Below are 24,275 nucleotides of genomic sequence, written 5' to 3'. Positions count from 1 at the left end.
GCCGTTGAGATAATCAATGGCGTTTTTTGCGCTTTTCATAATGGAGGGCTTCCCATTCTTCTTTTAAAATGCCCATTTTGATAGAGTCGTAATATATGCCATTATAAAGCCTGCACTTTCTAATCCGGGCTTCCATCTTCATCCCCAGCTTTTCGCCGACCTTCATCATCCTTTTGTTTCCCGACCAGGTTGTATAGCCAATTCTGTGAATTGGATAGTGGCTGAATAGATGTCCAAGCCAAAGTCTGAATGCCTCTGTGCCGTAACCCCCATTCCAAAAAGCAGGTTCATAGATGACAATGCCCGCTTCAAGCCAGTTTGATGGCTTATGTTCCCAGTAACAAGAGACGCTTCCAATCAACGTGTCGCCGGCCCAGATGCCCCACCTTGTATCCAGCCCTTCTTCCAACAGGATGATCATACTGCTGATATACTCGTCCTTCTCCCTTGGCATTAAAGGTAAATAGGGGGCATCCCACTTCTTCCATTCCGGGTCCTCTTCCCCGTATATCATTTCCCATAAAATAGCCAAATCTTTTTCCGCCAACGGCTGCAATGTTACTTTTTCACCTTTAATCATACTTCTCCCCGCTTCACGTTACCGAAATTGGTTGCCGCCCCTTCAGTCCCTTTGTAATCAAATTTGCTATCATTTTGGCGCTGTCGGCTGCCCCTTCCTTTTTGGCGGAAAATTCAGTTATTTCAATCCCTTTGACCCGCCAATCTTTAAGAAGGAGGGACAACAGCGTAGATGCCGTCTCAAAGTCAAGTCCTGTGTTGCTTGGAGAGTACGCGGCCGGCATGATGCTCTCATGAAGGACATCGACATCGAAATGGACAAGGATGCAGGCGTCCGCGGGAATACGGTTCAACATCTCGGCCAACGCATCCATTCCTTCGTTTGACAAAAATTTTTCATAAGGAATCGTCTCAACTCCTAGCGGTTCCCCAGGAAAATGTATGCCGACCGCTTTGATCCGCTCTGCAGGAACGGCATTTTCTGTCCACCATACGCCATTGTCCCGGGTAAGAAACCAAAGGCCCATACCAGCCGCCCCGATACAGCGATCCCCTTGGGGGGCGACCGTATCGAGATGCCCATCGACGACGATGAGATATGTATTTTCCCCAAACGTTTTTTGGAATGCGGAGTATGTTCCCACTACGATGCTGCAATCACCGCCAATAATGATGGAAAAAGCGCCTTTTTCAAAAATTTTTCCTTGATTTTCGGCAATTTCTTCCCATACCTCCCTCGGCGCAGGCCAATTTCGTACAGGTGCTATATTGTGCCGGATAAGCGATTTTCCCTTCAGAAAATTTCCCCTGTCTTCCACGGTCCAATCCATTTTCCTGAGAGATTCCAGTAAATTGGTTCTCCTCAAGGCTTCTGGCGCGTGTTCCGTCCCTTCCAGCAAGGCGCCCGCGCAGCTAGGCAGACCGGACATGATTAGTTTCACAGCAATCCCCCCTTCCTTTCATCTTAAAAGAAATTAATGGGAAGCGCCATTTGTAAACGGCCAGAATACTGAAAAATATAGCGGAAAATGTTTATTTAGTTTTCGGAAAATTTGGAATATAATCAATGTTGAATTCAGATTTGAAGGAGGAATACAATGAAGCATTCACAACTGAAAGGGCTGCTTGCATTCATTTTCCTGTTTGGGATGATTTTTGCGCCAACTGTCTCTGCAGCGAACGTCGGCGGGAAAAAGCTCAAAATTGTCTCGCTTGGTGATTCGATCACCTATGGATGGAATCTCGGTGATGATAAAACCAAGCCGTCCGATTATGCATTTCCAAATTTAATTGGTGAACGTGACCACAAAGTAACAAATCTCAGCTATCCCGGCTGGACATCCGCCAGGCTGCTAGCGGAGATGGAACAAAATGCTGAGTACGCAGATGCGATCCGAAAAGCGGATATCATTACTTTAAATATTGGCAGCAATGATCTACTTCAGTCAACAGGCATTAATGATATGGTAAAAGGCAATATACCGTTTAATAAAGAATTGGTTCTTTACAAATCGTCACAAGCGGCCATTGAATTATCGGCACATCTAAACAGAATCATCGAAAACATTAGGTCGAAAACGGATGCCCCGGTGATTTTATACAATCTGTACAATCCGTTTGGTATTAGTGAAGGGAATCCTATGTCTATAGTGCTTTATGGTCTAGGCCAGCAGATTCTCGGGCAAGTGAATGAACAGGTTATCCTCTCCAAGGCAAAACCGGGCTCAATTTTAATCGTCGATGCATTCACTGCTTTCGATGGAAAACAGGCAGACTACATATTGCCTGGGGACATCCACCCTACTGTGAAAGGGCAGGAAGTACTTGCAAAATTGGCCGAGGATCAAATTGTCGAGCTCGGTGACAAGCGGCTAAAGCTGAAGTCCTCGAAATAAGGTTTTATAATGGCTGTCCGCGATGACTTGCGGACAGCTATTTATTTGCTAGCAAGAGCTATTGCTCACTATCTACGTGATAGCAATAACTTATTCCGATGTGAAGCGACAGTGTTACCCTTTATTTATTCCCTTTTTTAAAAGTGAGTGCTTTCAGACGTAATAGTTGACTTTTCTCCTATAAAATATAAGATTATCTTAGCCCTTTTAATGTGTATTTTTTCTAAATATGTTAGTGGCAATGTTGTAATTGGCCCTGGGAGTGAACACGATGGTTGAAACAAAAAAGGCACTGCCTATCTTATTTCTTATTATGTTTTTAGTGATGGTCGGTTTCGGGATCATCATTCCGGTATTGCCTTTCTATGCAAAAAACCTTGGGGCAAGCCCTACCCAGCTTGGTTTCCTTATGGCTGTCTATTCGCTTATGCAGCTTTTGTTCGCCCCGATTTGGGGTAGGATTTCAGACAAAATTGGAAGGAAGCCTGTTATGCTTGCGGGTATAACCGGGCTTGCAATTTCCTTCTTTATAACAGCGTTCGCTGACTCAATCTGGATGCTGTTCGCAGCCAGGATTGTCGGCGGGCTGTTATCCGCGGCAAACATGCCGACCGTTATGGCGTATGTGGCGGACATCACCACCCCGGAGAACCGCAGCAAAGGCATGGGCATCATTGGTGCGGCTGTAGGCATGGGTTTTGTATTCGGCCCCGCTATTGGCGGGATTTTTTCAAAAACGAGCCTTAGCCTTCCTTTCATTATTGCCGGCTGCTCATCGATTTTGACGCTTGTGCTTGTTGCTTTATTGCTGAAGGAATCGTCGACTAAGGAAAGCAGGCGCAAAAACTCGCAACAAAAAGCTCCCTTCCACGTTGCGCTCAGCGGAGCTTCCGGCATACTGTTCTTTTTGCAATTTTTTATTTCCCTGTCGCTAGCAGGGCTTGAAGCTACGTTTGCTTATTTCGCGGCCAAGAGGGCTGGCCTTGATACGGTGAGCCTCGGTTACATTTTTATGATCATGGGGCTTGCTGGCGCATTTGTCCAGGGTGGCCTAATAGGAAAACTCACAAAGAAGTACGGGGAAGGGAAAGTCATTCAGGGAGGAATCATTGTTTCGGCCATCGGTTTTGCCTTGATCCTGTTTGTGAATAGCTTTGCCACCGCCGCAATATTCCTGACGATTTTTGGCATTGGGAACGGCGTTATCCGGCCGAGCGTTTCCTCAGTCCTAACAAAAACAGTCAACACAGGCCATGGAAGTGTAACAGGCCTCCTCTCTTCTTTCGATTCCTTGGGCAGGATTGCCGGGCCTCCGCTTGGCGGGCTGCTCTTTACAGCCGCGGCGGGTCTTCCGTATATATCTGGAGCGGTTTTATCCATTGCCGCACTAATCCTTTATCGTGTATATCACGGGCGGATGAAAACTGGCGCCCTATCGTAGATGTATATAAGCGAGGGATTCCGCCTCACCCGCTAAAAAGCGGCCGGGATTAATTACCGGCCGCTTTTTTGATGGATAAATCCACTTTTTTCGCATATATTGTACAACCATACATATGACGAGGTGGCCAATATGGGTAAAATGAAAAACTTTCAATTATTGTTCTTGGGTTTGCTGATTGCTGGGGCAGCATATCTAGATTCTCCCTTTTCCTTTCTGAACAAGGATTATTATTTTGAAACAGAAGGTCCCCAACCCACACCCGCGATAACCGAGCCGGTGGCCAGAAACTTGCTTGAGTACGAAATGATGCTTGTCGAAGAACGGAAAAGCAATGGGTATATTATTGAGGTGTACAGGGAATTCGAGGTGAAGAGGGATAAAAGTGGCAAAATTGTCGAAAAGAAACCCGGAGATAGAATTGAAGAAATCAAGTATCGGGACTATTCTTTTCGCCTCGCTCCATAAGGTGGCTCTCCAGGGTGAATAGGGAAAGAATATTTTTTAGGAATAAAAATGCATTGGAAAGGATTATTCTGCTATAATAAAGGGGMATGATACTTAGGAGGTTTTGAAAAGATGAGGCTAATTGAGTATATCAGTTTTCTGGCAGCCGCGTTAATTTGCTCATTGGTTCACGTAGTCAGACAATCCAAGGCGGAAACCTCACCGGGACAAATTGTGCTCCAGACCTTTTTCCTCGGTTTCGCCATAATTGGTTCTTCAAGTCTTTGGTGGATTTTTACGGAGAGAAATGAAATAAGCAGGGCGTTCGGAATTTTGTTTAATGGGGTTTTTCTCGGAATAGTTACCGAAATAAGCATACACCTCGCCTTCTACATTAATCGCCATAGAGAAAAAATTAGCCAAAGGGCCAAAGATCCAAACTACATTTAATGGTGGCCTGGTGAATAACACAGCTTTGATACTATCAGTTCATAGTTAATTGCTCAGGTTTAAGACAATCCTAAGAAAGTCTTTTGGGAAGAGCGACTTCCAAAGCTTTTCGGATAGTTGCTGACAAGATGTGATTCCATAATTGGCTCACTGACTGCAGACGCGTTCCGAAGCCGTTCCGCTCTACATACTTATCCTTCCTTTCCCATCTTCAGACTTATATTATATCAATATAAGGAACCGGCATGTATATTCCCCGCCGGCGTTTTGCATTTAAATGAAACCGTTTTAATAAATACATTATTGTTTTTCATATCAGTACGTTCACGCAAAAAACCATTAAATTAATCGAAAAAAGCATCCGCTTCTGCACGGATGCCTGTTCCTCAATTACTTTTTATCCTGGTAATTATGCTGCTCTTCAATTCGCCCTTCTTCATTGTGGATGTACGCCATTGTGCCGGCTTCTTCCGCAAGGCGCTTTGCTTCATCCACTGCTTCGGATTTGGAACCAGTTGTCATTTCAGGTTCATCCTCGCCCTCACGCTTGATCGCCCAGCCTTCATCATCATGGGGAACAACATGGAATCGCGCGTCCTCGGTTCCGGCTCGGTCTTTAAAATATTGCGCCTGTTCTTCTGAATGGATATGATCGTTTTTATTAGCCATTTACGAATTCCTCCTTATGTTTGCCTTACTTGCCTGTACCCGTTAAACGCCTCCATAAAAACAGGAATTTTCTTCATCGCCAAAAATGATGCCGTACAAGAAACGTCAGTTTTCAGGGTTTGTAACAATCGGCGGCATTTTTATATTATGCTCGTCAAAAAGCCGTGAAATGGAGTGGCGCAATTCGCTTTCGACCTTTTCCTTGATTTCAAAATTAACTACCGGTAATTCAACGAAGAAATCCATCGCGCTATTCCTAAAATCAATGAACCGTATTTCAAGCTGCGACGACTTCAGAATGCCTTCGCAATTTTCTTTGATTTGGTCAACCGCATCTTCCAGCAGGCGCTGAACCAGTTTTGAATCCACGCCCTGGCTGACGCTTACCTTCACCTCGGCCTTCATTTCCGCACCCGTCCGATTTTTAATGATTGTTTCAATGAAGTACTGGTTCGGAATAATCAGTGTGCCATTCTTGGCAGACCTGACAAGCGTCGACCTGAGCCTGATTTTTTCCACCCTGCCAATTTTCCCATCAACCTCTATGACCTCTCCTACCTCAATCGGCCTTTCAAAGAGGATAATGATACCGGAAACAAAGTTGCCGGCAATATTGCGCATCCCAAACCCAATCCCGATTCCGAGTACGCCAAAGATTGCACCCAAGGCAGTCAGGTTGATCCCGACGATAGTAAAGCTGAAGGCAAACGCCGAAATCATTACCGTATAATAGATCATTTGGTTAATCGTGTAGCCAAGCCCTTCGTCAACATTGTAATGTTCATATACATTGGCGAGGACGTACTTTGTAAAAAGCCTGATTATCCTGCTGGCCAATGTTACGACCATAAACGCGACAATGATCAGGAGAGCGGAAACCTTTATGCCGTCCTTCGAATACAAAGGTTTCTTAAGCCAGTCATTAGTTGAAAAGTGAAACAGGAACAAAAAAATGATTCCATAAAAGGCGAGCCAGTTTAGGAGCGAGCCCGCAGCTGCAAGGAATTTGTTCTTGTTTTCAGGATTTTTCAAAGGAACAAGCCTTGCCAACGCCCTCAAAAGCCAGTTTCCAAATAGGACAAGCCCGACGTCCATGGAAAAGGAAACAATTTTGCCAGTGGTTATCCCTTTTAAAAAAGACAGCAATTCTACCACATCTATCACCACATCACAATTTGCTCTATAAGGAAATATACCTGTCCGAATGCAGTGATAAACATGAGGGCTTTTTGAATGCCCATTAAAACGGCAGGCCGGGATTCCTCCTTTGTTTTTGCAAAAAAAAAAACAGCCCATTTAAAGATACGGGCTGCCTAATAACTGTCTATGCGATTTTTTAATACCCTGAATCAGTCGTCTGTTGATACAGCGGTTAGTTAACCTATCGAGCGGGAGGCTGTGGTTCCTTACTTATTTTTCACAAAAACCGTATCCCGCTTTTCCGCAACAGGTACACTGTAAAGTTCGAAAAGGATGCCGTACAGGAACGAGACGAGGAACATTGATGCAATCATATCGGGCACAACATGCTGCTTAACGAACAATGTGGAAATAATGATGAGTGAACCCGTTATATGAATAAACAATGTATTGAGCAAATGCTTATTTCCAATGTGGCGGGAACCAAGCATTACCGCAAACGTTGTCAGTACATGGATGCTAGGAAAGCAATTATATGGCTGGTCATTGGCATAGATAAAACGTACCATATCGATCAGCATTCCATCTCCCGTTAACTGAGGCCTCGGGACGACGGTCTGGAAAAAGAAATAAATCAAAAAGCAGATGCTTTCACCAACAACGATCAATATGAGCGTTTTAAGATACACACGGGTATCCTTAAAGCAAAAATAGACAAGGTATATAAAAACATACCCATACCAAAGGATATAGGGAATAATGAAGATTGGCAGGAATGGAATATATCCATCCGCCGCGGTTGAAATATGGACTGCCTTCTGCGCATTTTCATTCAAAAACTGGTAAACCATGCCGAGAACTGGCATGACAAGCAGAAATAGCAAATATGGAGATTTTTTCAGATACATATTCATATAAATTGCTAAGCTCCCCCCAATTTGATTGAAAGCCGCTCGCACACTCGTTACTTTAGTTGTGAGTTAGGGCGGTGGTTTTTAAGCTATGTATTACATTTAAGTACATATGTTCGTTTTTGTGTTATAATAGTAAAGATGGAAAAACTCCCCTGGGGGTGAAACGAATGACACGAAAAACAACAAAACAACGGAACGAAGAATTGGCTCCTGATGGCAAACAATTACGTCATTATGGACTCAAACTGCGTATGGATCCAAATCCAAAACAACAAAAACAAATTCATCAAACCTTCGGGAATGCCCGTTTCACCTATAATTTTTATCTTTCCGAGAAAAAAGAAGTCTACCGATTAACAGGCGAAACCTTAACTTACGGGGAGTTTAAAAAAGCATTCAATCAATTGAAAGACCATCCCTACTATTCGTGGTTGAAGGCTTCGGATAAATTTGCTTTGGAAACTGCCATGGAACAGGTGGATGATGCGTTTAAACGCTTCTTTAGCGGTCAAAACAAGTTTCCAAAGTTTAAAAGTAAGCATAAATCGAAACAATCTTATTCTACGAAAGAAACCAAAGGAAACATTAAATTAAATATAGAAAAGCAAACCATTCAACTTCCTAAATTGGGGGAAGTAAAAGTACGTTTATCTAAACAACACCGAAAGATGCTTAAAGAAAACGGACTAAAAGGAACGATTAAATCGGCAACCGTTACCTATCATAGCAGTGGTCAATATAATGTATCACTTAAAATGGAGGAAATCATCCCTGTGAAAGAGCCTGTCGATGTCTCGAAGATCCCTGGTGAATCCTTCATTGGCTTGGATTTAGGAATAGCGCATTTCTTTATTGACTCCAACGGCAAGAAAGTTGAGAATCCCCACTACCTCAAAAGAAATCTTCGTAAGTTAGCGATGCTTCAACGGCAATTAAAAAACAAAAGCATCGGAAGCCATAACTACAAGAAACTGCAGAAAAAGATTAGTAAACTCCACCTTCATATTGCCAACCAACGAAAAGACTTTTTGCATAAGGTATCCCGCAAGGTTGTGGACGAAAACCAAGTCATAATCTTAGAGGATCTCCATATAAAAGGCATGATTCGCAACAAAAAGTTGGCACGTAGTATCGCTGATGCAGGGTGGGGCCTATTTAAAACCTTTATCTCCTACAAAGCTTTATGGTCAAATAAAACGGTGGTCTGGGTCAACCGGTTTTTTCCATCATCGAAATTGTGCAACGGCTGTGATACCAAAAACATTATGTTGTCCCTTTCAGACAGGGAATGGATATGCCCGTCTTGCGGGACAAAACATGACCGTGACTTCAACGCATCCAAAAATATCAAAGAAGAAGGAATGAGAATATTGCATTACCGTCCCCTTTTAGTATAGCAAAAGAATAACCTTTTACCGTTGGAACAACGGGGTGTGCCTGTCAGCACCAGAGGTGTTGTTTGTCCTTCTTTTAAAGGACAATGGAGGGAATGTAAGACGTTCACCAACTGAATGCAGTTCCCGATGAAGCAGGAATCCAGCGACTTGCTTTAGGTCAGTAAGGATTTTGTTCCCACAAGGGAAATAGAATCCATCGACTTTAGTCGAGGGAGGTTCATATTTAAGCCTTTTTACCCCTTTTTATTGAAAATAAGCCTCTTTAAGTATATCATAATTCATTCTCGAATGTTGTAATTTTCCACTTTTATAAAGAAATGTTACTTAGGAAAAAGAAAAAGCAGCTCATGTGGCTGCTCTTCTTCCCTCTTATGCGTCCAGTGATTGGCCTTCCTCGACAATGTGATAAAGGAGATGGGCCAAATGGTGGATGGGCCCGTATTCTTCCTCTTCTTCGTTCGTTTCTTCATTAAATTCCAAATCGTTCAGGTAAAGAGCCATGAACTCATAAAAATCCTTCATGGCGAAAGAATAGCAAGCACTCGGATCTTCACTTTCTTCCTCATAATGAAGAATAAGATGAGAAACCGTTCCATCCACATCCTCTGCATCAAAAAAGACAAAGAAGCCGATGTTCGTATCAAGCTCAAACAGATGGCGCGTCCCACCTTCCGTCGCTTTTTGATAATCCTCTTCATTTAATTTTTGAATTTGCATGGAGTCTACCTTGTCTTCCTGATGGAAACTGACAACAAACGATTGCATGCCCCATAACCTCCTTTTGAATCAACTTGCTCCCGATTCAATATACCCCATAATAGTTGGGTTTATCCACTTTCAAAGGGACGGGGCTTAAGGGTAGCGCTTTCAATTATTATTGTTAGAATAATAATTTAATTACCTAATACTTGTTTAAATGGTAATATTATAGAAAAGAATAAAAAATTACCCGTAAAGGAAACACATCATATGAAAAATAAGAAGCTTGCCTGGATTACCGACAGTACCGCTTATATGACGGAAGGATTAAAACAAAATCCCGATGTCCATGTCGTTCCGCTTGATATCATTTTTGGAGATGAAGCTTTTGAGGATGGAATCGGGCTTGATACGGAGCAATTATACAAGCGCATCAACAATGAAAAAGCGGTTCCAAAAACATCCCAGCCATCACCGGGGAAATTCGCCCGGCTGTTCGAGAAATTAAAGGAAGAGTATGATGGTGCGATTGCCATTCATATTTCATCAAAATTAAGCGGTACACTTTCCAGCTGCCTTGCCGGAGCGAAACTTGCCAAATTCCCGGTTGAAGCTGTGGATTCAAAATCGATGTCCTATGCGATTACAGCTTTGATTGAAAAAGGGATCGAACTTAGGGAAACCGGTCTTGGTGCCCGTGATATCGCCGCGATTTTACGCGAAGAGGCGGAAAACTCGCAAAACTACATCCTCCTTGGCAGCCTTGATCAATTTTTCAAAGGAGGGCGGATGTCCGGTACACAGTATTTGCTTGGCAGTATTTTAAAAATAAAACCGATTATCCGGATTAATTCCAATGGTGAGTTCGAATTATTTGAAAAGGTGCGCTCCGAGAAAAAAGCAACCTGCCGGCTAGTGGAACTTTTCGGGGAAGCCTTTACGGAAAACAGGATTGGGGAAGTGTGGATCATGCATGGAAATGTGCCGAATAAAGCGAAGGAAATGGAAACGATGCTGCGTACCGCCTATCCTGGCCTTAAGACATCAATCGGCGAAATCAGTTCAACCATCGCGGCACATGCCGGTGAAGGAACCGTTGCGATCATTTGGCAAAACGAGCAGAAATAAGGTGTGTTATCAGGAGAAGGTGCCCTCTAAAATGGGTGCCTTCTTTTGCGATTTCTTTCAAAATCGAACAAAGAAGACCGGTGCTCCCCCGGCCTTCTTTTAAAATTATGAATCTCTCTACCTCTCATTCATCCACCTGTCCACGAATACATATAGCCTTTATCCTCAATTTCCCCAGCCGGCTTGAAAATACTGAGCGGGCGGAATGTGTCGATCATGACGGCAAGCTCAAGCGTTTCTTTTTTGCCGATGCTTGCCTCGGTTTTGCCCGGATGCGGCCCATGCGGTATGCCGCTTGGGTGAAGGCTGATTGATCCTTCCTTGATGCCCTTCCGGCTCATGAAATTTCCTTCCACATAATACAGCATTTCATCACTGTTGACATTGCTGTGGAAGTACGGAGCAGGAATTGCTTCAGGATGGTAATCATAAAGCCGCGGCACGAAGGAACAGACTACGAAATTATGTCCTTCAAAAGTCTGGTGCACTGGCGGCGGTTGGTGGATCCGTCCGGTGATCGGTTCAAAATCTTCAATATTGAATGCCCACGGATACAAATAGCCATCCCAGCCAACGACATCGAACGGATGGTGGCCAAGGATATGCTGATGCAGGAAGCCCCGCGTTTTGGTCAGGACCTCGAATTCACCTTTTCCGGAATGCGTTTCAAGCGTTTCGGGCCCTCTTAAATCGCGCTCGCAAAAGGGGCTGTGTTCAAGCAGCTGGCCGTATTCATTCCGGTAACGCCTCGGAGTCGTCAGTTGTGAGAACGATTCCAGGAAAAGAATTTTTGTGTCCGCATCGGGAATCAGCCTGTATATCGTCCCAATTGGGATAACAAGGTAATCGCCGCGCCTGTACGTAATCGTTCCAAACATCGTTTCAAGCTTTCCCGTGCCATAGTGGATGAACAGCATCTCATCGCCATCGCCGTTCCGGTAATAGCTTTCCATTGACCGGACGACATTTGCCGTGCCAATCAATAAATCGCTGTTCCCCATTAAATATTCCCTTGCATCAAGCGCATCGCCCGTTTTCTTTATTTCGGGTGTAAAAAAGTGCCTGTGCCTAAGTGCTCCCTGTTCTTCATAATCAGGAAGGAATGGAATAACCTTTTCCGCCTTGACAACCTCTGTCGGCATATGTTCGTGGTAAAGGATTGACTGGGTTCCGGAAAACCCTTTCGTCCCCATCACCTGCTCCCTGTATAATGAGCCGTCTTCTTTTTTGAAAATTGTATGCCTCTTCCGGGGAATTTTCCCCATTTGCCGGTAAAACATGTGATCACCCCTTTTCCCCAACAATCGTATTTCGCAGAACGCCCAGCTTTTCTATCTCGAGTTCAATCACATCGCCAGGCTCAAGCCAGCGATGCACCTCCTTGCCCAGTTCAAGGATGCAGCCAGTCCCCACAGTTCCGGAACCAATCAGTTCACCAGGGTAAAGGGTTGTGCCGGCCGATGCCCGCTCGATCATTTCACCGAATGAATAATAAATATCTTTCATATTCCCTTCGGATAAAACTTCCCCGTTTACTTTGGCGGCCATGGAAAGGTCATATCCCTTTCCCGCTTTATGTCCGGAAAGTTCATCCGAAGTAACAATCCAAGGACCGATCGATGTTGCGAAATCCTTCCCTTTCGCCGGGCCAAGGCCGACTTTCATTTCCTTCTGCTGAAAATCGCGTGCGCTCCAGTCGTTCAGGATGCAGTAGCCGAAAATATGGTTCTCGGCATCTTCGGCGCGAATATTGCTCCCTTCCTTCCCGATAATACAGGCGATTTCCAGCTCATAATCCAGCTTTCCGCACCCTTTGGGCCTCGTTATTTCTTCCTCCGTCCCCCTGATGGCCAGGTGGTTTGAGAAATAAAAAACAGGCATTTCATACCATTCCGGGATCATATCCAGTCCCCTATTCCTCCTCGCAGTTTTCACATGCTGTTCAAAAGCATAGAAGTCGCGGAAGCTTTTCGGGTTCGGTAGCGGCGCCATAAGCTTCACAGCATCCATTGGATAAACCCCTTTGGATTCTATGTCCACTTCAAGTGACCTTGCTGTTTTAAGGTGGGCTTCGGATTGTAAAAGAAATTCGTCCATTGAGCCAGGCAAGTCCCCTCCGGATGCTTCTTTCATATCGACTGCGAACCTATCCGCCAAAATCCAGCCGGCGGCAGGCTGCCCATTTGGTTTTAAAAACGTAATGAACCTCATTTTCCTTCACCCGGCCTTACCTGCCGTTTGAGTTCGAAGGTGGAACCAAGCGGCCGTGTATACAAATTGCCCGCCATCCGCCCAATTGGCTTCAATTGTTCCGCGAGAATCCGTCCGTTGTCCAGCAGGCTGTCATCGGCCTGAATATGAACGACCTTGCCGATTACCAGGCTGCCTGCGCCAGGCTTATCCCCGTAATGATGGACCTCGTGAAGCACGCATTCCAAATGGATCTTCGCTTCCTTTATCCTTGGCGGCCGGACTGCCGCGGAAGGTTCGCGTGTAAGCCCCGCTTCTGCCAGCTCGTCAACTTCGGGCGGGTACTCCGTTGCGCAAATGTTCATTTGTGCCGCTATTTCTTCGCTAACAATATTGATAACAAACTGGCCGGTTTCCTCAATATTGACCAGCGTATCTTTTTTTGCCCCGTCACTGCCCCGCCTCATTGGCGAAAAACACACAAGCATCGGTTCAGCGCTCACAACAGTAAAAAAACTGAACGGCGCGGCATTGGTGACACCATCTTTGCTCACAGTGGAAACAAAGGCAATCGGCCTTGGCAAAATCGAGCCAATCAATAGCTTGTAGCCATCGCGCCAGTCCATTTTTTCCGGAGTAAATTCCATTCCTAGAGCACCCCTTCCGTCGCGAAAGTCCTTATTGTATCTAGAAACAGGTCATTATCTTCCCTGCATCCTAGAGCGACACGAAGCGCATTCTGATAACCTGGTGCCGAAATCGCCTTAACAAATATCCCTTTTTCGGCGAGTGATGCCTCCACCATGCGTGCTGATTCTTTTAACAATACAAACAGGAAATTCGCCTCGGACGGCAACACCTTGAAGCCCATTTCCGTAAGGCGGCTGGCGGCGTATTCCCGTTCCCCCTTGTTCTTTACCGCAGAAGCCGCGACAAAAGCATTATCTGCAAGGGAGGCTTCCGCTGCAGCCGCGCCAACTCTGTTAACGTTGAATACGTCCCGGACCTTTTGGAGTTCCACGGCAATTCCAGGGTCCATCATCCCGTAGCCAACCCGGAGCCCGGCAAGCCCGTGGATTTTTGAAAAAGTCCGCAAAACAACGACATTCCGATACAAATCCAGGATTGCCTTCGCGTCATTCATCGCTCCAGGAGTGACATACTCCACGTACGCTTCATCAATCACAATCAGCACATTCCCTGGGACATTCGAGATAAATTGAACAAGCGCATCTTTTTCGACAATCGTTCCTGTCGGGTTGTTTGGGTTGCAGACAAACACCATTTTTGTTCGTCCATTAATCTTTGACATCATCCCTTCGAGGTCATGCGCCCCGTCAACAAGGGGAACCTCCACCGGCACCCCGCCTTCAATCAAAACATTCGTTTTATACCTCGGAAACGTGCAGGAAGCCATGACCGCTTCATCCCCTCGGCTAATGAATGCCCTTGTTAACAGGCGAATCACTTCATCCGAGCCGTTTCCGACAGTAAAATAGCCTTCTGGAAGTCCGTGGAAATCACTTAATGCCTTATATAGCCTGGAGTAGGTGCCATCCGGATAGCAGCTGATCATTTCAAGCTCCCTTTTTGCCGCTTCCAGGGCCCTGGGTGATGCGCCATATGGATTCTCGTTATCTCCCATTCTAATAATCCTGGAAAACCCCAGCTCATTCTGCTTTGTTTCAGGCGGGGGACCCAGTGGGTAAGGGATGACTGAGGCCAGTTCATCCCTTGCTTTAATCGTTGCCATACCCATTCCCACTTTCGTGATGTGTTTTTAAAGGTTACCGCGCCTGGCCTGCTCGCGTTCGATTGATTCGAAAAGCGCCTTGAAGTTTCCTTCGCCGAATCCCCTTGCGCCCTTGCGCTGGATAACCTCAATGAACAATGTCGGCCTGTCTACGATTGGTTTTGTGAAGATTTGCAGCAAGTACCCTTCATCATCGCGGTCCACCAGAATGCTCAATTCACGGAGTTTCGAAATTTCCTCATCGATTTGACCGACCCTGGCGGAAAGCTCCTCATAATACGTATCCGGTGTTGACAGGAACTCAACGCCATTGTCTTTCAGGGCAGTTACGGTAGAAATGATGTCTTCGGTCAGGATTGCCAGGTGCTGTACACCAGGGCCGTTGTAGAAATCAAGGTATTCCTGGATTTGCGATTTCCGCTTGCCTTCCGCAGGCTCATTGATCGGGAACTTGATCCTGCCGCCATTATGCATGACCTTCGACATTAGTGCCGAATACTCGGTTGAAATGTCTTCATCGGAGAAATGCTTCATTTCCTTGAAGCCCATGACTTTTTCGTAATACTCAACCCACTCATTCATGCTCTCTACATTTCCAACGACATGGTCAATGCCGATCAGTCCGGTATCCGGAACCTGGTTGAACAGCGTGTATGGTTCATATCCTGGCAGGAATGGGCCGGTATATCCTTGCCTTTGGACAAGTGTATGGATTGTGTCGCCGTACGTTCCGATGACTGCTTTCTTAATCGTACCATGATCGTCGCTGAAGTCTGTTGGCGCCATCAATGCGATTGCACCGCGGTCCACAGCCGCGGAAAAAGCTTTCTCGACATCATCGACTAGAAGGGCCACATCCTTGACGCCGTCGCCATGCTTTTTTACAAAAGCGGAAACTTCACTGTTTTCAACGAGCGAGCCAGTGATGACGAGCCTTATATTGCGCTGTTGAAGAACGTAGGAAACTGTTTCGCGGTTGCCGGTCTCAAGCCCGGAATATGCGACTGTCCTGAATCCGAATGCATGGCAGAAAAAGTAGGCGGCCTGCTTGGCGTTCCCGGTATAGATTTCAAGGTAATCAACATCCCTTACCGGGAAAAAGTCTTCTGCCAACCCAGTCATTTTCATTGTTTGTTCCTGCATAAAAATAACCCTCCTAATAAATGTTTTTTGAACCGGAAGAGATTCCGGTTTGTAAGAATTATTAAGTATGAACCGCACCTGTTTTCTTTTCCTTTTGCGGTTTTAAGTGGATAGCCTTTCCCACAAGCCCTTCCGCAGCTTCAAGCATCGCTTCCGCCAGCCCTGGATGCGGGTAGGTTGGGAAGTGCAAATCCTCCTCCCTGGCGCCCATTTCAAGGCCAACGCCTCCGCCGAAAATGAGTTCATGTGCTCCTTCACCGATTATATGGATCCCAAGAATCACGTCGGTTCCCTGCTCCGAAACAATTTTTACAAAACCATCCCTCTTTCCGGTGATGGCGCTGAACCCGTTTCCGGCCAAAGGAAACTGGCTCGTTTTAATATCTAGGTTTTCGCAAACCGCTTCCTCCTCTGTCATTCCCGCCGAAGCGACAGGCGGCCGAGTAAACGATACCGAAGATAGGAACCGGAAATCGGCTTCCGGGTTAAGCCCGCAGGCTGCTTCAGCTGCCGTCTTCCCCTGTTTAATCGCTTTCGAGGCAAGGAATGGCCCGCCTGTTATATCTCCTATCGCATAGATTCCCTTCACCGAGGTGCGGCATTGGGCATCTGCAAGAATGAACCCTTCCTCATCATGCTTAATCCCGATCCTTGACGTTCCAAGCCCCGCTGTATCTGGCCGTTGTTTTTCCTTGTAAAAGAAATGCGTTGCCTCGAGCACTTTTTCGCCGGCTGGATCATGGAATGTAATCTCGACACCATCTTCAGTGTCCGCTACCTCCTGTACAGTACAATCCTTAACAATCGTGATTTTTTCCTTTTTAAAAATCCGCGCCAGTTCTTTCGTAACCGAAGAATCGAAGGGAAGCTCCTCTCCATTTTTAAAAAGAATTGTCACGTCCGCACCGAGCGCCCTGTACGCCATCGCCATTTCAAGCTGAAGAGAGTCCGATCCGTAAATCGCCAGGTGTCCAGGAATCTCGTCCAGGAAGGAAATCTCCATTTGATTGAGAAGTCTTCGGCTACCAGGGAATGCAGGGTTAGGGACGGGCTGTACCCCCGTTGCGAGGATGGCGTCTTTGAATTCATACACTTCATAATTGTCGCCTTCCTCAACGCCGATTCTTGAATCCGAGAGGAAAAACGCAGACCCTTTAATTATCTGTACTTTATTTGCTTTGCAGAGCGCTTCCACCCCTGCCCGTAAACCTTCAATGGTTTTTCTTCGGTGTTCATGCAGCCTTGCAAATTGTATGCTAGCCTCCCCGTTTCCTATGCCAAAAATGGATGCCTTTTTTACATCGTCTAGCCTTCTCGCCGCTTCGGTTATCACCTTGGATGGAATGCAGCCTTTATTCAGGCACACCCCTCCCATGTCCGCTTTTTCAATCAGGACGACTTGCCTGCCGAGCTGGGCCGCCCTGATGGCCGCATTGTAGCCGCCTGGTCCGCCGCCAATTACGATGAGATCCGCCTGATTGGCCAATTCACCGACGACCATTTAACGTAACTCCAATAACAGCATGTTCGGATTTTGGATATAGGCGGCAAAGCGGTTCGTGAATCTTACGGCGGTTGCTCCATCGGCTACCCTGTGGTCGAACGACATCGACACGTTCATGATCGAGCGGATGACGATTTCATCGTTGTCATTTACGACAGGCGTCTTTTTTGTCTTATGGAAGGACACGAGCGCCACTTGCGGATGCTGAATAATCGGGGTTGCGCCGATGCTTCCTCCGAGCGGCCCGACATTGCTGATTGTAAACGTTCCGCCCTGGATGTCACTTACCACAAGCTCGTTCCTCAATGCCTTTTCGGTAAGGGACTTCATTTCCTTGTTTATTTCCGGCAGGGATTTTGTTTGGATCGAACGGATGACCGGGACGATCAGCCCGTCTTCGGTATCAACGGCAACGCCAAAATGATGCTCATCCAACAGCCTGATTTCTTCTTTTTGTTCATCGAGAACTGCGTTGAAAATTGGAAATTCCTTCAGGCAAATCGATAGTGTTTTTAAAAAGAATGCTGTAGCCGAAATCGGCTTTCCCGCTTCTTTTAGTTCATTTCTGAATTGGATTAGGTTTGTAACATCGATTTCTTCAAAATGGGTGCAATGAGGTATAGTCTGGATGGAATGAAGAAGGTTTTTGGCGATTTGCCTGCGTCTGCCCCTGAATGGAATAGACTGGTCCGTTTGAGGAGCCGGGGCAGGTTGCCGGATTTCTACAGGCTCTTTAATCTTTGCTGGATTTTTGCTTTCTTCGATGAACCTGAATACATCTTCATCAAGAATCCTGCCAGCGGGGCCGGTTCCCGTGATTTCCTCAATTTTGACGGAATTGTCCCTGGCCAGCTTACGTGTGTATGGCGATGCCAAAATGCGCGGGTACGTTGGTTTGGTGGCCTCATTCCTTGGAGGAAGAACCTTTTCCTGTACCGGCCTGGCTTCAATACTAGTTTCTTCGCTGTTTTCGGTTCCGGCTGTTTTCCCTGCAGCTTCAAGGATGAGAAGAACCGTGCCAACCGTAACGGTATCCCCAGGTGCAACCTTGAATTCCTTGATAATCCCGGTTGCCGGAGATGGGATTTCAGCCACCATTTTATCTGTCTGAACTTCGATTAAGGGGTCATCAGCCTTGACGAAATCCCCCGGTTTGACGAGGAAACAATTGATTCCCGCTTCGGCCATGCCTTCCCCGATATCATGGAGCTTTACCTCCATTCATTTCACCTCCTAAAAACGGATTACTTTTTCTATGGCAGCCTCTACTCGCCTAGGTGTAGGCAGGTAGTGGTTTTCAAAACCGAAATATGGGACCGGTGTATCAAAACCGGCAACCCTTTCTGCCGGCGCTTTTTGATAGAGGAAAGATGTGTCATTAATGATTGCGAGGATGTCATTTCCTACTCCGCCAGTTTCATGTGCCTCATGGACAATGACAGTCCTGCCGGTTTTTTGGACAGATCCGGCAATGATTTCCCGGTCAAGAGGATACAAAGTCCTCATATCAATCACATCGCAATGGATTCCCTTTTCAGCCATGGACCTCGCAGCTTTCATGGCGACCGGAACCATCGCCCCCCATGTAATGACAGTTACATCATCGCCCTCCATCAACCGCTTTCCTTTACCAAGTTCAATCTCGTAAATGCCTTCTGGAACTTCATCCTTCACCGACCGGTACAGGTGCATAGGCTCTAGGAACAGGACCGGGTCCGGATCAAGGATAGAGGCGATCAGCAATCCTTTCGCGTCATAAGCCGAAGATGGGCAGACAACCTTGATGCCCGGCATATGGGTGAACAGTGCTTCCGTACTGTCGCAATGGATTTCGGGAGCCCGGACGCCCGCACCATATGGGGCGCGGATAACCATAGGGACCGTGAAATGCCCGAATGTCCTCATCCGGAGCCTTGAGGCATGCGTCATGATTTGTTCATACGCGGGATAAATGAAGCCAAGAAACTGAACTTCGGCAACTGGCCTGAAMCCCGCCGCGCCCATGCCGATTGCAGCTCCGATAAACCCAGCCTCGGATAGTGGTGTATCCATGACCCTTTTCTCGCCAAATCTCTCCTGGAGGCCATCCGTTACCCTGAAAACCCCTCCATTCTTACCGATATCTTCACCAAGAAGAATGACCTCATCATGTTTTTCGAGCATGGCGGCAAGGGCTTCGTTAATTGCCTGGACCATGGTCATCGTCCTTGTTTTTACAGCAACATCCACTACTTTCCGCCTCCAATCAGCTGTAGATAGTCCCTCTTTTGCTTTTCAATCGGCCAAACCGGTTTCTCGAAGACATAATCGAAAATATCCGCCGGGTTTGCAGGAGGAAACTGTTCCATTTCTTCGACCGCTTTTTCAATTTCCGCGGCAGCTTCTTCCTCAAAGGCCTTGAGAAGTTCCTCATCAAAGTACCCCTCATTTTTCAGGAACCGCTCAAGCCGGAGAATCGGGTCAATACTTTCACGTTTGCCATGGCTTTCGGCCTGGTCTCTGTATTTTGACGGATCATCCGCTGTCGTATGGGCTCCGTATCTCCATGTGACCGCTTCAATTAATGTCGGCCCCTCGCCATTACGCGCCCGGGCGAGCGCTTTCAATGTTTCGAAGTAAACAGCGAACACATCATTGCCGTCTATCCTGACGCCGGGGATTCCATAAGCAATCGCTTTCTGGGCAATTGTTTCGGAATTCATTTGTTTTTCAATCGGAACCGAAATCGCATACCCGTTATTCTGGTTGAAAAAGACGACAGGGGCCTTTGTGACGCTCGCAAAGTTCAGTCCCTCGTGGAAATCGCCTTCGGAAGTCGCCCCATCGCCAAAATAGGCAATCGCGGCGCATGATGAACCCTTCATTTTTTCAGCAAGGGCTGCCCCGGCTGCATGAGGAATCTGGGTGGCGATTGGGATGCCCGGCGGAAAAATTTTCTTTCCATCCGGCGGCACACAGCCTTCGTTCCTCCCGTTCCAGAATAAAAGGATGTTCCGGAGCGAATGCCCAAACACGAAAGCCGCTCCATGCTCCCGGTAGGTCGGAAACATCCAGTCATCGCTTTCAAGTGCGAGCGCGCTTCCTACCTGTGAAGCTTCCTGGCCTTCAAAAGGCGCGTAGGTGCCAATCCGCCCTTGCCGCTGGAGGCTGACCGCCTTCTTGTCAAACAAGCGGATCCTCGCCATTTGCCTGTAAAACGCCACGGCAAGGTCGCGGGTAATTTTATCCCTCGCGGAAGGCTCTGCCACATTGCCTTGTTCGTCCATGATTTGAATCAATGGAAATTCAACTTTCACTGCTATCGCCCTCCTTGGTGCAAATTATTAGGAACGGACAGCCCACTTCGGGCGCCTGTGATGGGAGAAGAAACTGTTTCTCCTCACCCTAGCTTCTATTCTCGAGTCACAGAAACGGTTCGCTGCTTCAACCGTAGTCACGCCATCTTCAGCGGCGTGGCGGTATATATCGAGCAGGGAGTCGTAGATAGCCCTCGTTTTTTGCATTACCCGCTCCTTATTCGGCGTGTACAATTCGTCGGCTACCTGTATGAGTCCGCCGGCATTGACGATATAATCGGGCGCATACAAAATGCCTTTTGCCTGAAGCATCTGGCCGTGCCTTTCCTCGGCCAGCTGGTTGTTCGCTGAACCGGCCACCGCAAGGCATTTGAGCTCAGGAATTGTGTCATCATTAATAATTCCGCCAAGCGCGCACGGAACAAACACGTCCGCTTCCTGGGAATAGATTTCATTGCTTCCGACCGCCTTAATGCTGCAGCCAAGCGATTTCGCATGTTCGGCGAGGCGGTTCACAGCTTCCTCGTTTATATCGGTAACGTAAAGGTCGGCGCCCTCTTCAAGAAGCCGTTCCGCAACTTTGTACCCGACTTTTCCCAGGCCCTGGATCGCATAGCTTCTTCCTGAAAGGCGGTCCGTCCCCCAGGTGACCTTGTTTGTAGCCTTGATGCCGTAAATTACGCCCTGCGCGGTTGGAATCGATGAATCGCCGCTTCCGCCGTATGCTTCATCAACGCCGACGATGCAATTCGTTTCTTTCATTGCATGGACAAAATCGGACGGAGTCGTCCCCATATCAGTCCCTGTGTAAAAACGTCCATTGAGGGAATCGACAAATTGGCCAAAAGCCCTGAACAGTTCCGGGCTTTTATCCTTCATCGGGTCGCCGATGATAACCGCTTTTCCCCCTCCAAAGTCAACGTCTGCCGCGGCGCACTTATACGTCATTCCTTTTGACAGGCGAAGGACATCCTCAAGCGCTTCCTCCGTACTTGAATACGGCCTCATCCGGCAACCGCCCAAAGCCGGTCCAAGCTTTGTGCTGTGAATGGCAATGATGGCCTTCAGTCCGGTTGTTTCATCGTTGCAAAAAACGACCTGTTCATGCTCGCCAATTTTTTTGAAAATGTCCATTGTGTTCGTGTCTCCCCCTGCAAATGGTAACGCTTTCATTTTTGGCTCCCCTTTCGGCATTTGAAAAATCAAAGTGGCATTATTAAAAAAGGCGGTTATCAGTTCGGCGCGAATTGCTATGTATCTAAATAAAAAACCAAACCGCTTCACCGCTTTAAAGCAAACGAAACCCCTAGAAAGCAAGAAAGAAACAAACCCGATAACAGGCTGTTTCTTTGTCATGCCGCTGTTGCGCTAAATAGTCTATGATTTTAGGATACTGCTAATTTTTACTTTTGGCAAAATTTTCTGTTTTACTTCACCTGTACCAATCAGTCCGTCCGGCCCATACGCCTTAACCTCTGCCACAATCGCATTCCCCTCAATGGAAGTAAGCGTTGCTGTAACCGTAACCGCTTCGCCTTCAAGTCCGGGCGCCAAATGTTTGACAGTAACCTCGGCTCCCATGCCTTCCTCAGTATCCTCCAGAAAATGAAGGATAAGCTTCCTCGATGCCCATTCCATATGATAGACCATCCAGGCGGTTGAATAGGCGGGATGGACAACCTGTCCGCCAAACTCGGCGAACATTTCCTTTGTAACCGTAAACTGAATGGTTTCCTCCTGGCCAATTCGCATACCCGGCTTCATACCTCTGTTCTCCCTGCTTCAGTATTCCTGAAAACTATTACGTCAGGAGTGCGCGGTCATTGGCCATCTGCGTGCCGCGAATCCGCTGGAACTCCTGAAGAAGGCTTTCGATCGTAAGCTTTTTCTTTTCTTCTTCATTTACTTCAAGGATGATTTGCCCTTTATCCATCATAATCAGCCTGTTGCCAAGGTCGATTGCCTGCTGCATATTGTGGGTGACCATAAGCGTCGTCAGGCCGTATTGCCCGATGATTTGTTTCGTCAGGTTTGTGATCAGCTCCGCCCTTGATGGATCGAGCGCGGCTGTATGTTCATCCAATAGAAGAACACATGGTTCCGTAAAAGTTGCCATTAAAAGCGACAGCGCTTGCCTTTCCCCTCCGGAAAGAAGCCCCACTTTGGCGGTTAGCCTGTTTTCAAGGCCAAGATGAAGGGATTCAAGCACTTCCCTGAACAATTCCCTCCGCTTTTTCGTAACCCCCTGCCTGAACGTCCTTGTTTTATTCCTCGAATACGCCATCGCAAGATTTTCCTCAATCGTCATGCTCGGCGCGGTCCCGGCCATCGGATCCTGAAAAACGCGGCCTATCAGCTTCGAACGGTTGTATTCCGTCATACTGGTGACATTTTTCCCATCAAGGTAAATCTCGCCGATATCTGGCGAAAGAGCGCCTGAGATGATATTCATAAGGGTCGATTTGCCTGCCCCGTTACTGCCGATTACTGTGACGAAATCGCCTCTTTTAAGCTCCAGGTCAACATGGTCGATGGCGATTTTTTCATCGGGGGTCCCTTCATTGAAAACCTTATTAATCTGATTTAAGCGAAGCATGGACATCCCCCTTTCCCGCCTTGACAGTTTTCATGAGCGAAAGCCTTTCCGCCCTCTTTCTTGCTTTCCGTTTCTTTTCCTTGGCGCCGCCCAAAAGCTTTGGTGTAATGAGCGAAATGATGACAATTAAAGCAGTAATCAGTTTCATGTCGCCCGGATCAAGGAAATCAATCCGCAGTGCGAGCGTTACGACAATCCTGTAAATGATCGCCCCGCCTACAACCGCAAGAGTGGCCCTGGCGATTGTTTTTGCGCCAAAGAGTGCTTCCCCGATAATGACCGAGGCGAGTCCGATAATGATCATACCGATTCCCATTCCCACATCGGCGAATCCCGATTGCTGGGCAATCATGGCCCCCGAAAAGGCGACCATAGAATTCGAAATTCCAAGGGCAAGGATAATCAGCAGATTTGTATTCGCTGAAAAGCTGCTGATCATTCGTTTATTGTCGCCGGTCGCACGGACGGCAAGGCCGATTTCCGTTTTAAGGAACCAGTCGGTAAAAACCTTGATCAGCAAAGTAACCACAATCATGAACAAGAGGATTCCCCATGTGGAAGGCAAACTGTCGCCAAGGCCAAGTGAGACAAGAAGATTGTTCATGAATGCGTCAATGCCCGCCTTTTCAAAAAAGCCGCTAACAGATGATAAAGAAGTATCCTGGTTTAGAAGAGTCACATTCGACCGGCCCATGATCCTAAGATTAATAGAATAAAGGGCAATCATGACGAGGATTCCTGACAGAAGCGCATTAATTTTCCCGGCGGTATGGAGGATGCCTGTCACACAGCCCGCGGCAAAACCGGCGATAAGGGCTGCAACGGTCGCAACGAATGGATTGTAGCCATTCACGATCATTGTTGCCGCAATCGCGGCGCCTGTCACAAAGCTTCCATCAACCGTCAAGTCGGGAAAATCAAGGATCCTGAAGGATAAATAGACACCAAGCGCCATAATTGCGTAGATGATTCCTGATTCAAATGATCCGAATATTGCTGTAAACACATCCATCATCCTTCCTGTCCAGCCGGATGGCGGGGCAGTCCGTGAACCGCTCCCGCCATTATCGGCCCCAACTTAGCTTGAAAGTTAT

At 46.9% G+C, this 24,275-nt stretch carries 24 protein-coding genes; 5 read left to right on the top strand and 19 right to left on the bottom strand.

Annotation, left to right across the window (positions count from 1 at the left end):
• Nucleotides 1-13: 13 nt before the first annotated feature.
• Together ADU24_RS11080 and ADU24_RS11075 are read right to left on the bottom strand one after the other, a co-directional pair.
• The gene (locus tag ADU24_RS11080) at nt 14-580 is read right to left on the bottom strand and encodes a GNAT family N-acetyltransferase (RefSeq protein ID WP_053366690.1); all 567 of its coding nucleotides are present in this window, start codon (nt 578-580) and stop codon (nt 14-16) included.
• A gap of 13 nt (nt 581-593) precedes the next feature.
• Nucleotides 594-1,460 carry an arginase family protein gene (locus ADU24_RS11075; RefSeq protein ID WP_053366689.1) on the bottom strand — a complete coding sequence of 289 codons (867 nt, stop codon included), beginning with the start codon at nt 1,458-1,460 and terminating at the stop codon, nt 594-596.
• A 156-nt stretch (nt 1,461-1,616) separates the two neighbouring features.
• Between ADU24_RS11075 and ADU24_RS11070 the strand changes: the two genes are divergently transcribed.
• The 3 genes from ADU24_RS11070 (at nt 1,617) to ADU24_RS11060 (ending at nt 4,323) form a co-directional block, all read left to right on the top strand.
• Complete coding sequence (locus tag ADU24_RS11070) at nt 1,617-2,414, top strand: SGNH/GDSL hydrolase family protein (RefSeq protein WP_053366688.1); 798 nt, start codon at nt 1,617-1,619, stop codon at nt 2,412-2,414.
• Nucleotides 2,415-2,685: 271 nt separating this feature from the next.
• Complete coding sequence (locus ADU24_RS11065; RefSeq protein ID WP_053366687.1) at nt 2,686-3,855, top strand: MFS transporter; 1,170 nt, start codon at nt 2,686-2,688, stop codon at nt 3,853-3,855.
• 132 nt (nt 3,856-3,987) lie between these two features.
• The gene (locus ADU24_RS11060) at nt 3,988-4,323 is read left to right on the top strand and encodes a hypothetical protein (protein WP_053366686.1); all 336 of its coding nucleotides are present in this window, start codon (nt 3,988-3,990) and stop codon (nt 4,321-4,323) included.
• 819 nt (nt 4,324-5,142) lie between these two features.
• Here the strand turns inward: ADU24_RS11060 and ADU24_RS11050 are convergent.
• From ADU24_RS11050 to ADU24_RS11040, 3 genes are all read right to left on the bottom strand, one after another.
• Nucleotides 5,143-5,421 carry a DUF2188 domain-containing protein gene (locus tag ADU24_RS11050; RefSeq protein WP_053366684.1) on the bottom strand — a complete coding sequence of 93 codons (279 nt, stop codon included), beginning with the start codon at nt 5,419-5,421 and terminating at the stop codon, nt 5,143-5,145.
• Between the two features lie 105 nt (nt 5,422-5,526).
• Entirely contained in the window at nt 5,527-6,576 is a 1,050-nt protein-coding gene (locus tag ADU24_RS11045) for a mechanosensitive ion channel family protein (RefSeq protein ID WP_231689599.1), read from the bottom strand.
• 251 nt (nt 6,577-6,827) lie between these two features.
• Complete coding sequence (locus tag ADU24_RS11040) at nt 6,828-7,475, bottom strand: phosphatase PAP2 family protein (RefSeq protein WP_053366683.1); 648 nt, start codon at nt 7,473-7,475, stop codon at nt 6,828-6,830.
• Nucleotides 7,476-7,642: 167 nt separating this feature from the next.
• Here ADU24_RS11040 and ADU24_RS11035 point away from each other — a divergent pair, with 167 nt between their 5' ends.
• Complete coding sequence (locus ADU24_RS11035; RefSeq protein WP_053366682.1) at nt 7,643-8,872, top strand: RNA-guided endonuclease TnpB family protein; 1,230 nt, start codon at nt 7,643-7,645, stop codon at nt 8,870-8,872.
• A gap of 369 nt (nt 8,873-9,241) precedes the next feature.
• On the opposite strand, the gene ADU24_RS11030 is transcribed toward ADU24_RS11035, so the two are convergent.
• Nucleotides 9,242-9,637, bottom strand: a complete 396-nt coding sequence (locus ADU24_RS11030; RefSeq protein ID WP_053366681.1) for a hypothetical protein — start codon at nt 9,635-9,637, stop codon at nt 9,242-9,244.
• A gap of 204 nt (nt 9,638-9,841) precedes the next feature.
• Here ADU24_RS11030 and ADU24_RS11025 point away from each other — a divergent pair, with 204 nt between their 5' ends.
• Nucleotides 9,842-10,699, top strand: a complete 858-nt coding sequence (locus ADU24_RS11025; protein WP_053366680.1) for a DegV family protein — start codon at nt 9,842-9,844, stop codon at nt 10,697-10,699.
• A 128-nt stretch (nt 10,700-10,827) separates the two neighbouring features.
• Here ADU24_RS11025 and ADU24_RS11020 read toward each other — a convergent pair whose 3' ends face one another.
• The 13 genes from ADU24_RS11020 to ADU24_RS10960 all read right to left on the bottom strand — a co-directional run bounded on the left by ADU24_RS11020 (nt 10,828) and on the right by ADU24_RS10960 (nt 24,187).
• A complete protein-coding gene (locus ADU24_RS11020) occupies nt 10,828-11,979 on the bottom strand; it encodes a homogentisate 1,2-dioxygenase (RefSeq protein WP_053366679.1) in 1,152 nt (383 codons plus the stop codon).
• A 4-nt stretch (nt 11,980-11,983) separates the two neighbouring features.
• Nucleotides 11,984-12,910: a fumarylacetoacetate hydrolase family protein gene (locus tag ADU24_RS11015; protein ID WP_053366678.1), complete on the bottom strand. Its 927-nt coding sequence runs from the start codon at nt 12,908-12,910 to the stop codon at nt 11,984-11,986.
• The gene (locus ADU24_RS11010; RefSeq protein ID WP_053366677.1) at nt 12,907-13,536 is read right to left on the bottom strand and encodes a flavin reductase family protein; all 630 of its coding nucleotides are present in this window, start codon (nt 13,534-13,536) and stop codon (nt 12,907-12,909) included. The genes ADU24_RS11015 and ADU24_RS11010 overlap by 4 nt, the downstream gene beginning before the upstream one ends.
• Nucleotides 13,537-13,538: 2 nt before the next feature.
• Complete coding sequence (hisC, locus tag ADU24_RS11005; protein WP_197277501.1) at nt 13,539-14,642, bottom strand: histidinol-phosphate transaminase; 1,104 nt, start codon at nt 14,640-14,642, stop codon at nt 13,539-13,541.
• Between the two features lie 27 nt (nt 14,643-14,669).
• A complete protein-coding gene (gene hppD / locus ADU24_RS11000; RefSeq protein WP_053366675.1) occupies nt 14,670-15,785 on the bottom strand; it encodes a 4-hydroxyphenylpyruvate dioxygenase in 1,116 nt (371 codons plus the stop codon).
• 61 nt (nt 15,786-15,846) lie between these two features.
• Nucleotides 15,847-17,286: a dihydrolipoyl dehydrogenase family protein gene (locus tag ADU24_RS10995; RefSeq protein ID WP_053366674.1), complete on the bottom strand. Its 1,440-nt coding sequence runs from the start codon at nt 17,284-17,286 to the stop codon at nt 15,847-15,849.
• Nucleotides 17,287-18,510 carry a dihydrolipoamide acetyltransferase family protein gene (locus ADU24_RS10990; RefSeq protein WP_053366673.1) on the bottom strand — a complete coding sequence of 408 codons (1,224 nt, stop codon included), beginning with the start codon at nt 18,508-18,510 and terminating at the stop codon, nt 17,287-17,289. It abuts the gene before it with no gap.
• Between the two features lie 12 nt (nt 18,511-18,522).
• Entirely contained in the window at nt 18,523-19,491 is a 969-nt protein-coding gene (locus ADU24_RS10985; RefSeq protein ID WP_053368890.1) for an alpha-ketoacid dehydrogenase subunit beta, read from the bottom strand.
• Nucleotides 19,492-19,517: 26 nt separating this feature from the next.
• Nucleotides 19,518-20,585, bottom strand: a complete 1,068-nt coding sequence (gene pdhA / locus ADU24_RS10980; protein ID WP_053366672.1) for a pyruvate dehydrogenase (acetyl-transferring) E1 component subunit alpha — start codon at nt 20,583-20,585, stop codon at nt 19,518-19,520.
• Nucleotides 20,586-20,612: 27 nt separating this feature from the next.
• Nucleotides 20,613-21,719, bottom strand: a complete 1,107-nt coding sequence (locus tag ADU24_RS10975; protein WP_156324685.1) for a Leu/Phe/Val dehydrogenase — start codon at nt 21,717-21,719, stop codon at nt 20,613-20,615.
• A 243-nt stretch (nt 21,720-21,962) separates the two neighbouring features.
• Nucleotides 21,963-22,349 carry a thioesterase family protein gene (locus ADU24_RS10970; RefSeq protein WP_053366670.1) on the bottom strand — a complete coding sequence of 129 codons (387 nt, stop codon included), beginning with the start codon at nt 22,347-22,349 and terminating at the stop codon, nt 21,963-21,965.
• 37 nt (nt 22,350-22,386) lie between these two features.
• Nucleotides 22,387-23,181 (bottom strand): ABC transporter ATP-binding protein, encoded by a 795-nt coding sequence (locus ADU24_RS10965; RefSeq protein WP_053366669.1) that lies wholly within the window; start codon nt 23,179-23,181, stop codon nt 22,387-22,389.
• Nucleotides 23,159-24,187, bottom strand: coding sequence for an ABC transporter permease (locus ADU24_RS10960; protein WP_053368889.1), 1,029 nt, complete (start codon nt 24,185-24,187; stop codon nt 23,159-23,161). Before ADU24_RS10960 ends, ADU24_RS10965 begins: the two co-directional genes overlap by 23 nt.
• Between the last annotated feature and the right edge of the window lie 88 nt (nt 24,188-24,275).

The organism is Bacillus sp. FJAT-27245, assembly GCF_001273955.1.
GTDB lineage: Bacteria > Bacillota > Bacilli > Bacillales > Cytobacillaceae > Bacillus_D.
Note: the sequence above shows the minus strand (reverse complement) of the source record. Positions and strands in the feature narration are given on the sequence as shown.

Excerpts from the sequence above, each read along its gene's own strand:
- ADU24_RS11035 (WP_053366682.1), top strand. The coding sequence starts at position 7,643 with ATGACACGAAAAACAACAAAACAACGGAACGAAGAATTGGCTCCTGAT.
- hisC (WP_197277501.1), bottom strand. The coding sequence starts at position 14,642 with ATGGCAACGATTAAAGCAAGGGATGAACTGGCCTCAGTCATCCCTTAC.
- ADU24_RS10975 (WP_156324685.1), bottom strand. The coding sequence starts at position 21,719 with ATGGACATTTTCAAAAAAATTGGCGAGCATGAACAGGTCGTTTTTTGC.
- ADU24_RS11030 (WP_053366681.1), bottom strand. The coding sequence starts at position 9,637 with ATGCAATCGTTTGTTGTCAGTTTCCATCAGGAAGACAAGGTAGACTCC.
- ADU24_RS11025 (WP_053366680.1), top strand. The coding sequence starts at position 9,842 with ATGAAAAATAAGAAGCTTGCCTGGATTACCGACAGTACCGCTTATATG.
- ADU24_RS11020 (WP_053366679.1), bottom strand. The coding sequence starts at position 11,979 with ATGTTTTACCGGCAAATGGGGAAAATTCCCCGGAAGAGGCATACAATT.
- ADU24_RS11080 (WP_053366690.1), bottom strand. The coding sequence starts at position 580 with ATGATTAAAGGTGAAAAAGTAACATTGCAGCCGTTGGCGGAAAAAGAT.
- hppD (WP_053366675.1), bottom strand. The coding sequence starts at position 15,785 with ATGCAGGAACAAACAATGAAAATGACTGGGTTGGCAGAAGACTTTTTC.
- ADU24_RS10970 (WP_053366670.1), bottom strand. The coding sequence starts at position 22,349 with ATGAAGCCGGGTATGCGAATTGGCCAGGAGGAAACCATTCAGTTTACG.
- ADU24_RS11050 (WP_053366684.1), bottom strand. The coding sequence starts at position 5,421 with ATGGCTAATAAAAACGATCATATCCATTCAGAAGAACAGGCGCAATAT.
- ADU24_RS11010 (WP_053366677.1), bottom strand. The coding sequence starts at position 13,536 with ATGGAATTTACTCCGGAAAAAATGGACTGGCGCGATGGCTACAAGCTA.
- ADU24_RS11070 (WP_053366688.1), top strand. The coding sequence starts at position 1,617 with ATGAAGCATTCACAACTGAAAGGGCTGCTTGCATTCATTTTCCTGTTT.
- ADU24_RS11015 (WP_053366678.1), bottom strand. The coding sequence starts at position 12,910 with ATGAGGTTCATTACGTTTTTAAAACCAAATGGGCAGCCTGCCGCCGGC.
- ADU24_RS11060 (WP_053366686.1), top strand. The coding sequence starts at position 3,988 with ATGGGTAAAATGAAAAACTTTCAATTATTGTTCTTGGGTTTGCTGATT.
- ADU24_RS11040 (WP_053366683.1), bottom strand. The coding sequence starts at position 7,475 with ATGAATATGTATCTGAAAAAATCTCCATATTTGCTATTTCTGCTTGTC.
- ADU24_RS10965 (WP_053366669.1), bottom strand. The coding sequence starts at position 23,181 with ATGCTTCGCTTAAATCAGATTAATAAGGTTTTCAATGAAGGGACCCCC.
- ADU24_RS11065 (WP_053366687.1), top strand. The coding sequence starts at position 2,686 with ATGGTTGAAACAAAAAAGGCACTGCCTATCTTATTTCTTATTATGTTT.
- ADU24_RS10995 (WP_053366674.1), bottom strand. The coding sequence starts at position 17,286 with ATGGTCGTCGGTGAATTGGCCAATCAGGCGGATCTCATCGTAATTGGC.
- ADU24_RS10990 (WP_053366673.1), bottom strand. The coding sequence starts at position 18,510 with ATGGAGGTAAAGCTCCATGATATCGGGGAAGGCATGGCCGAAGCGGGA.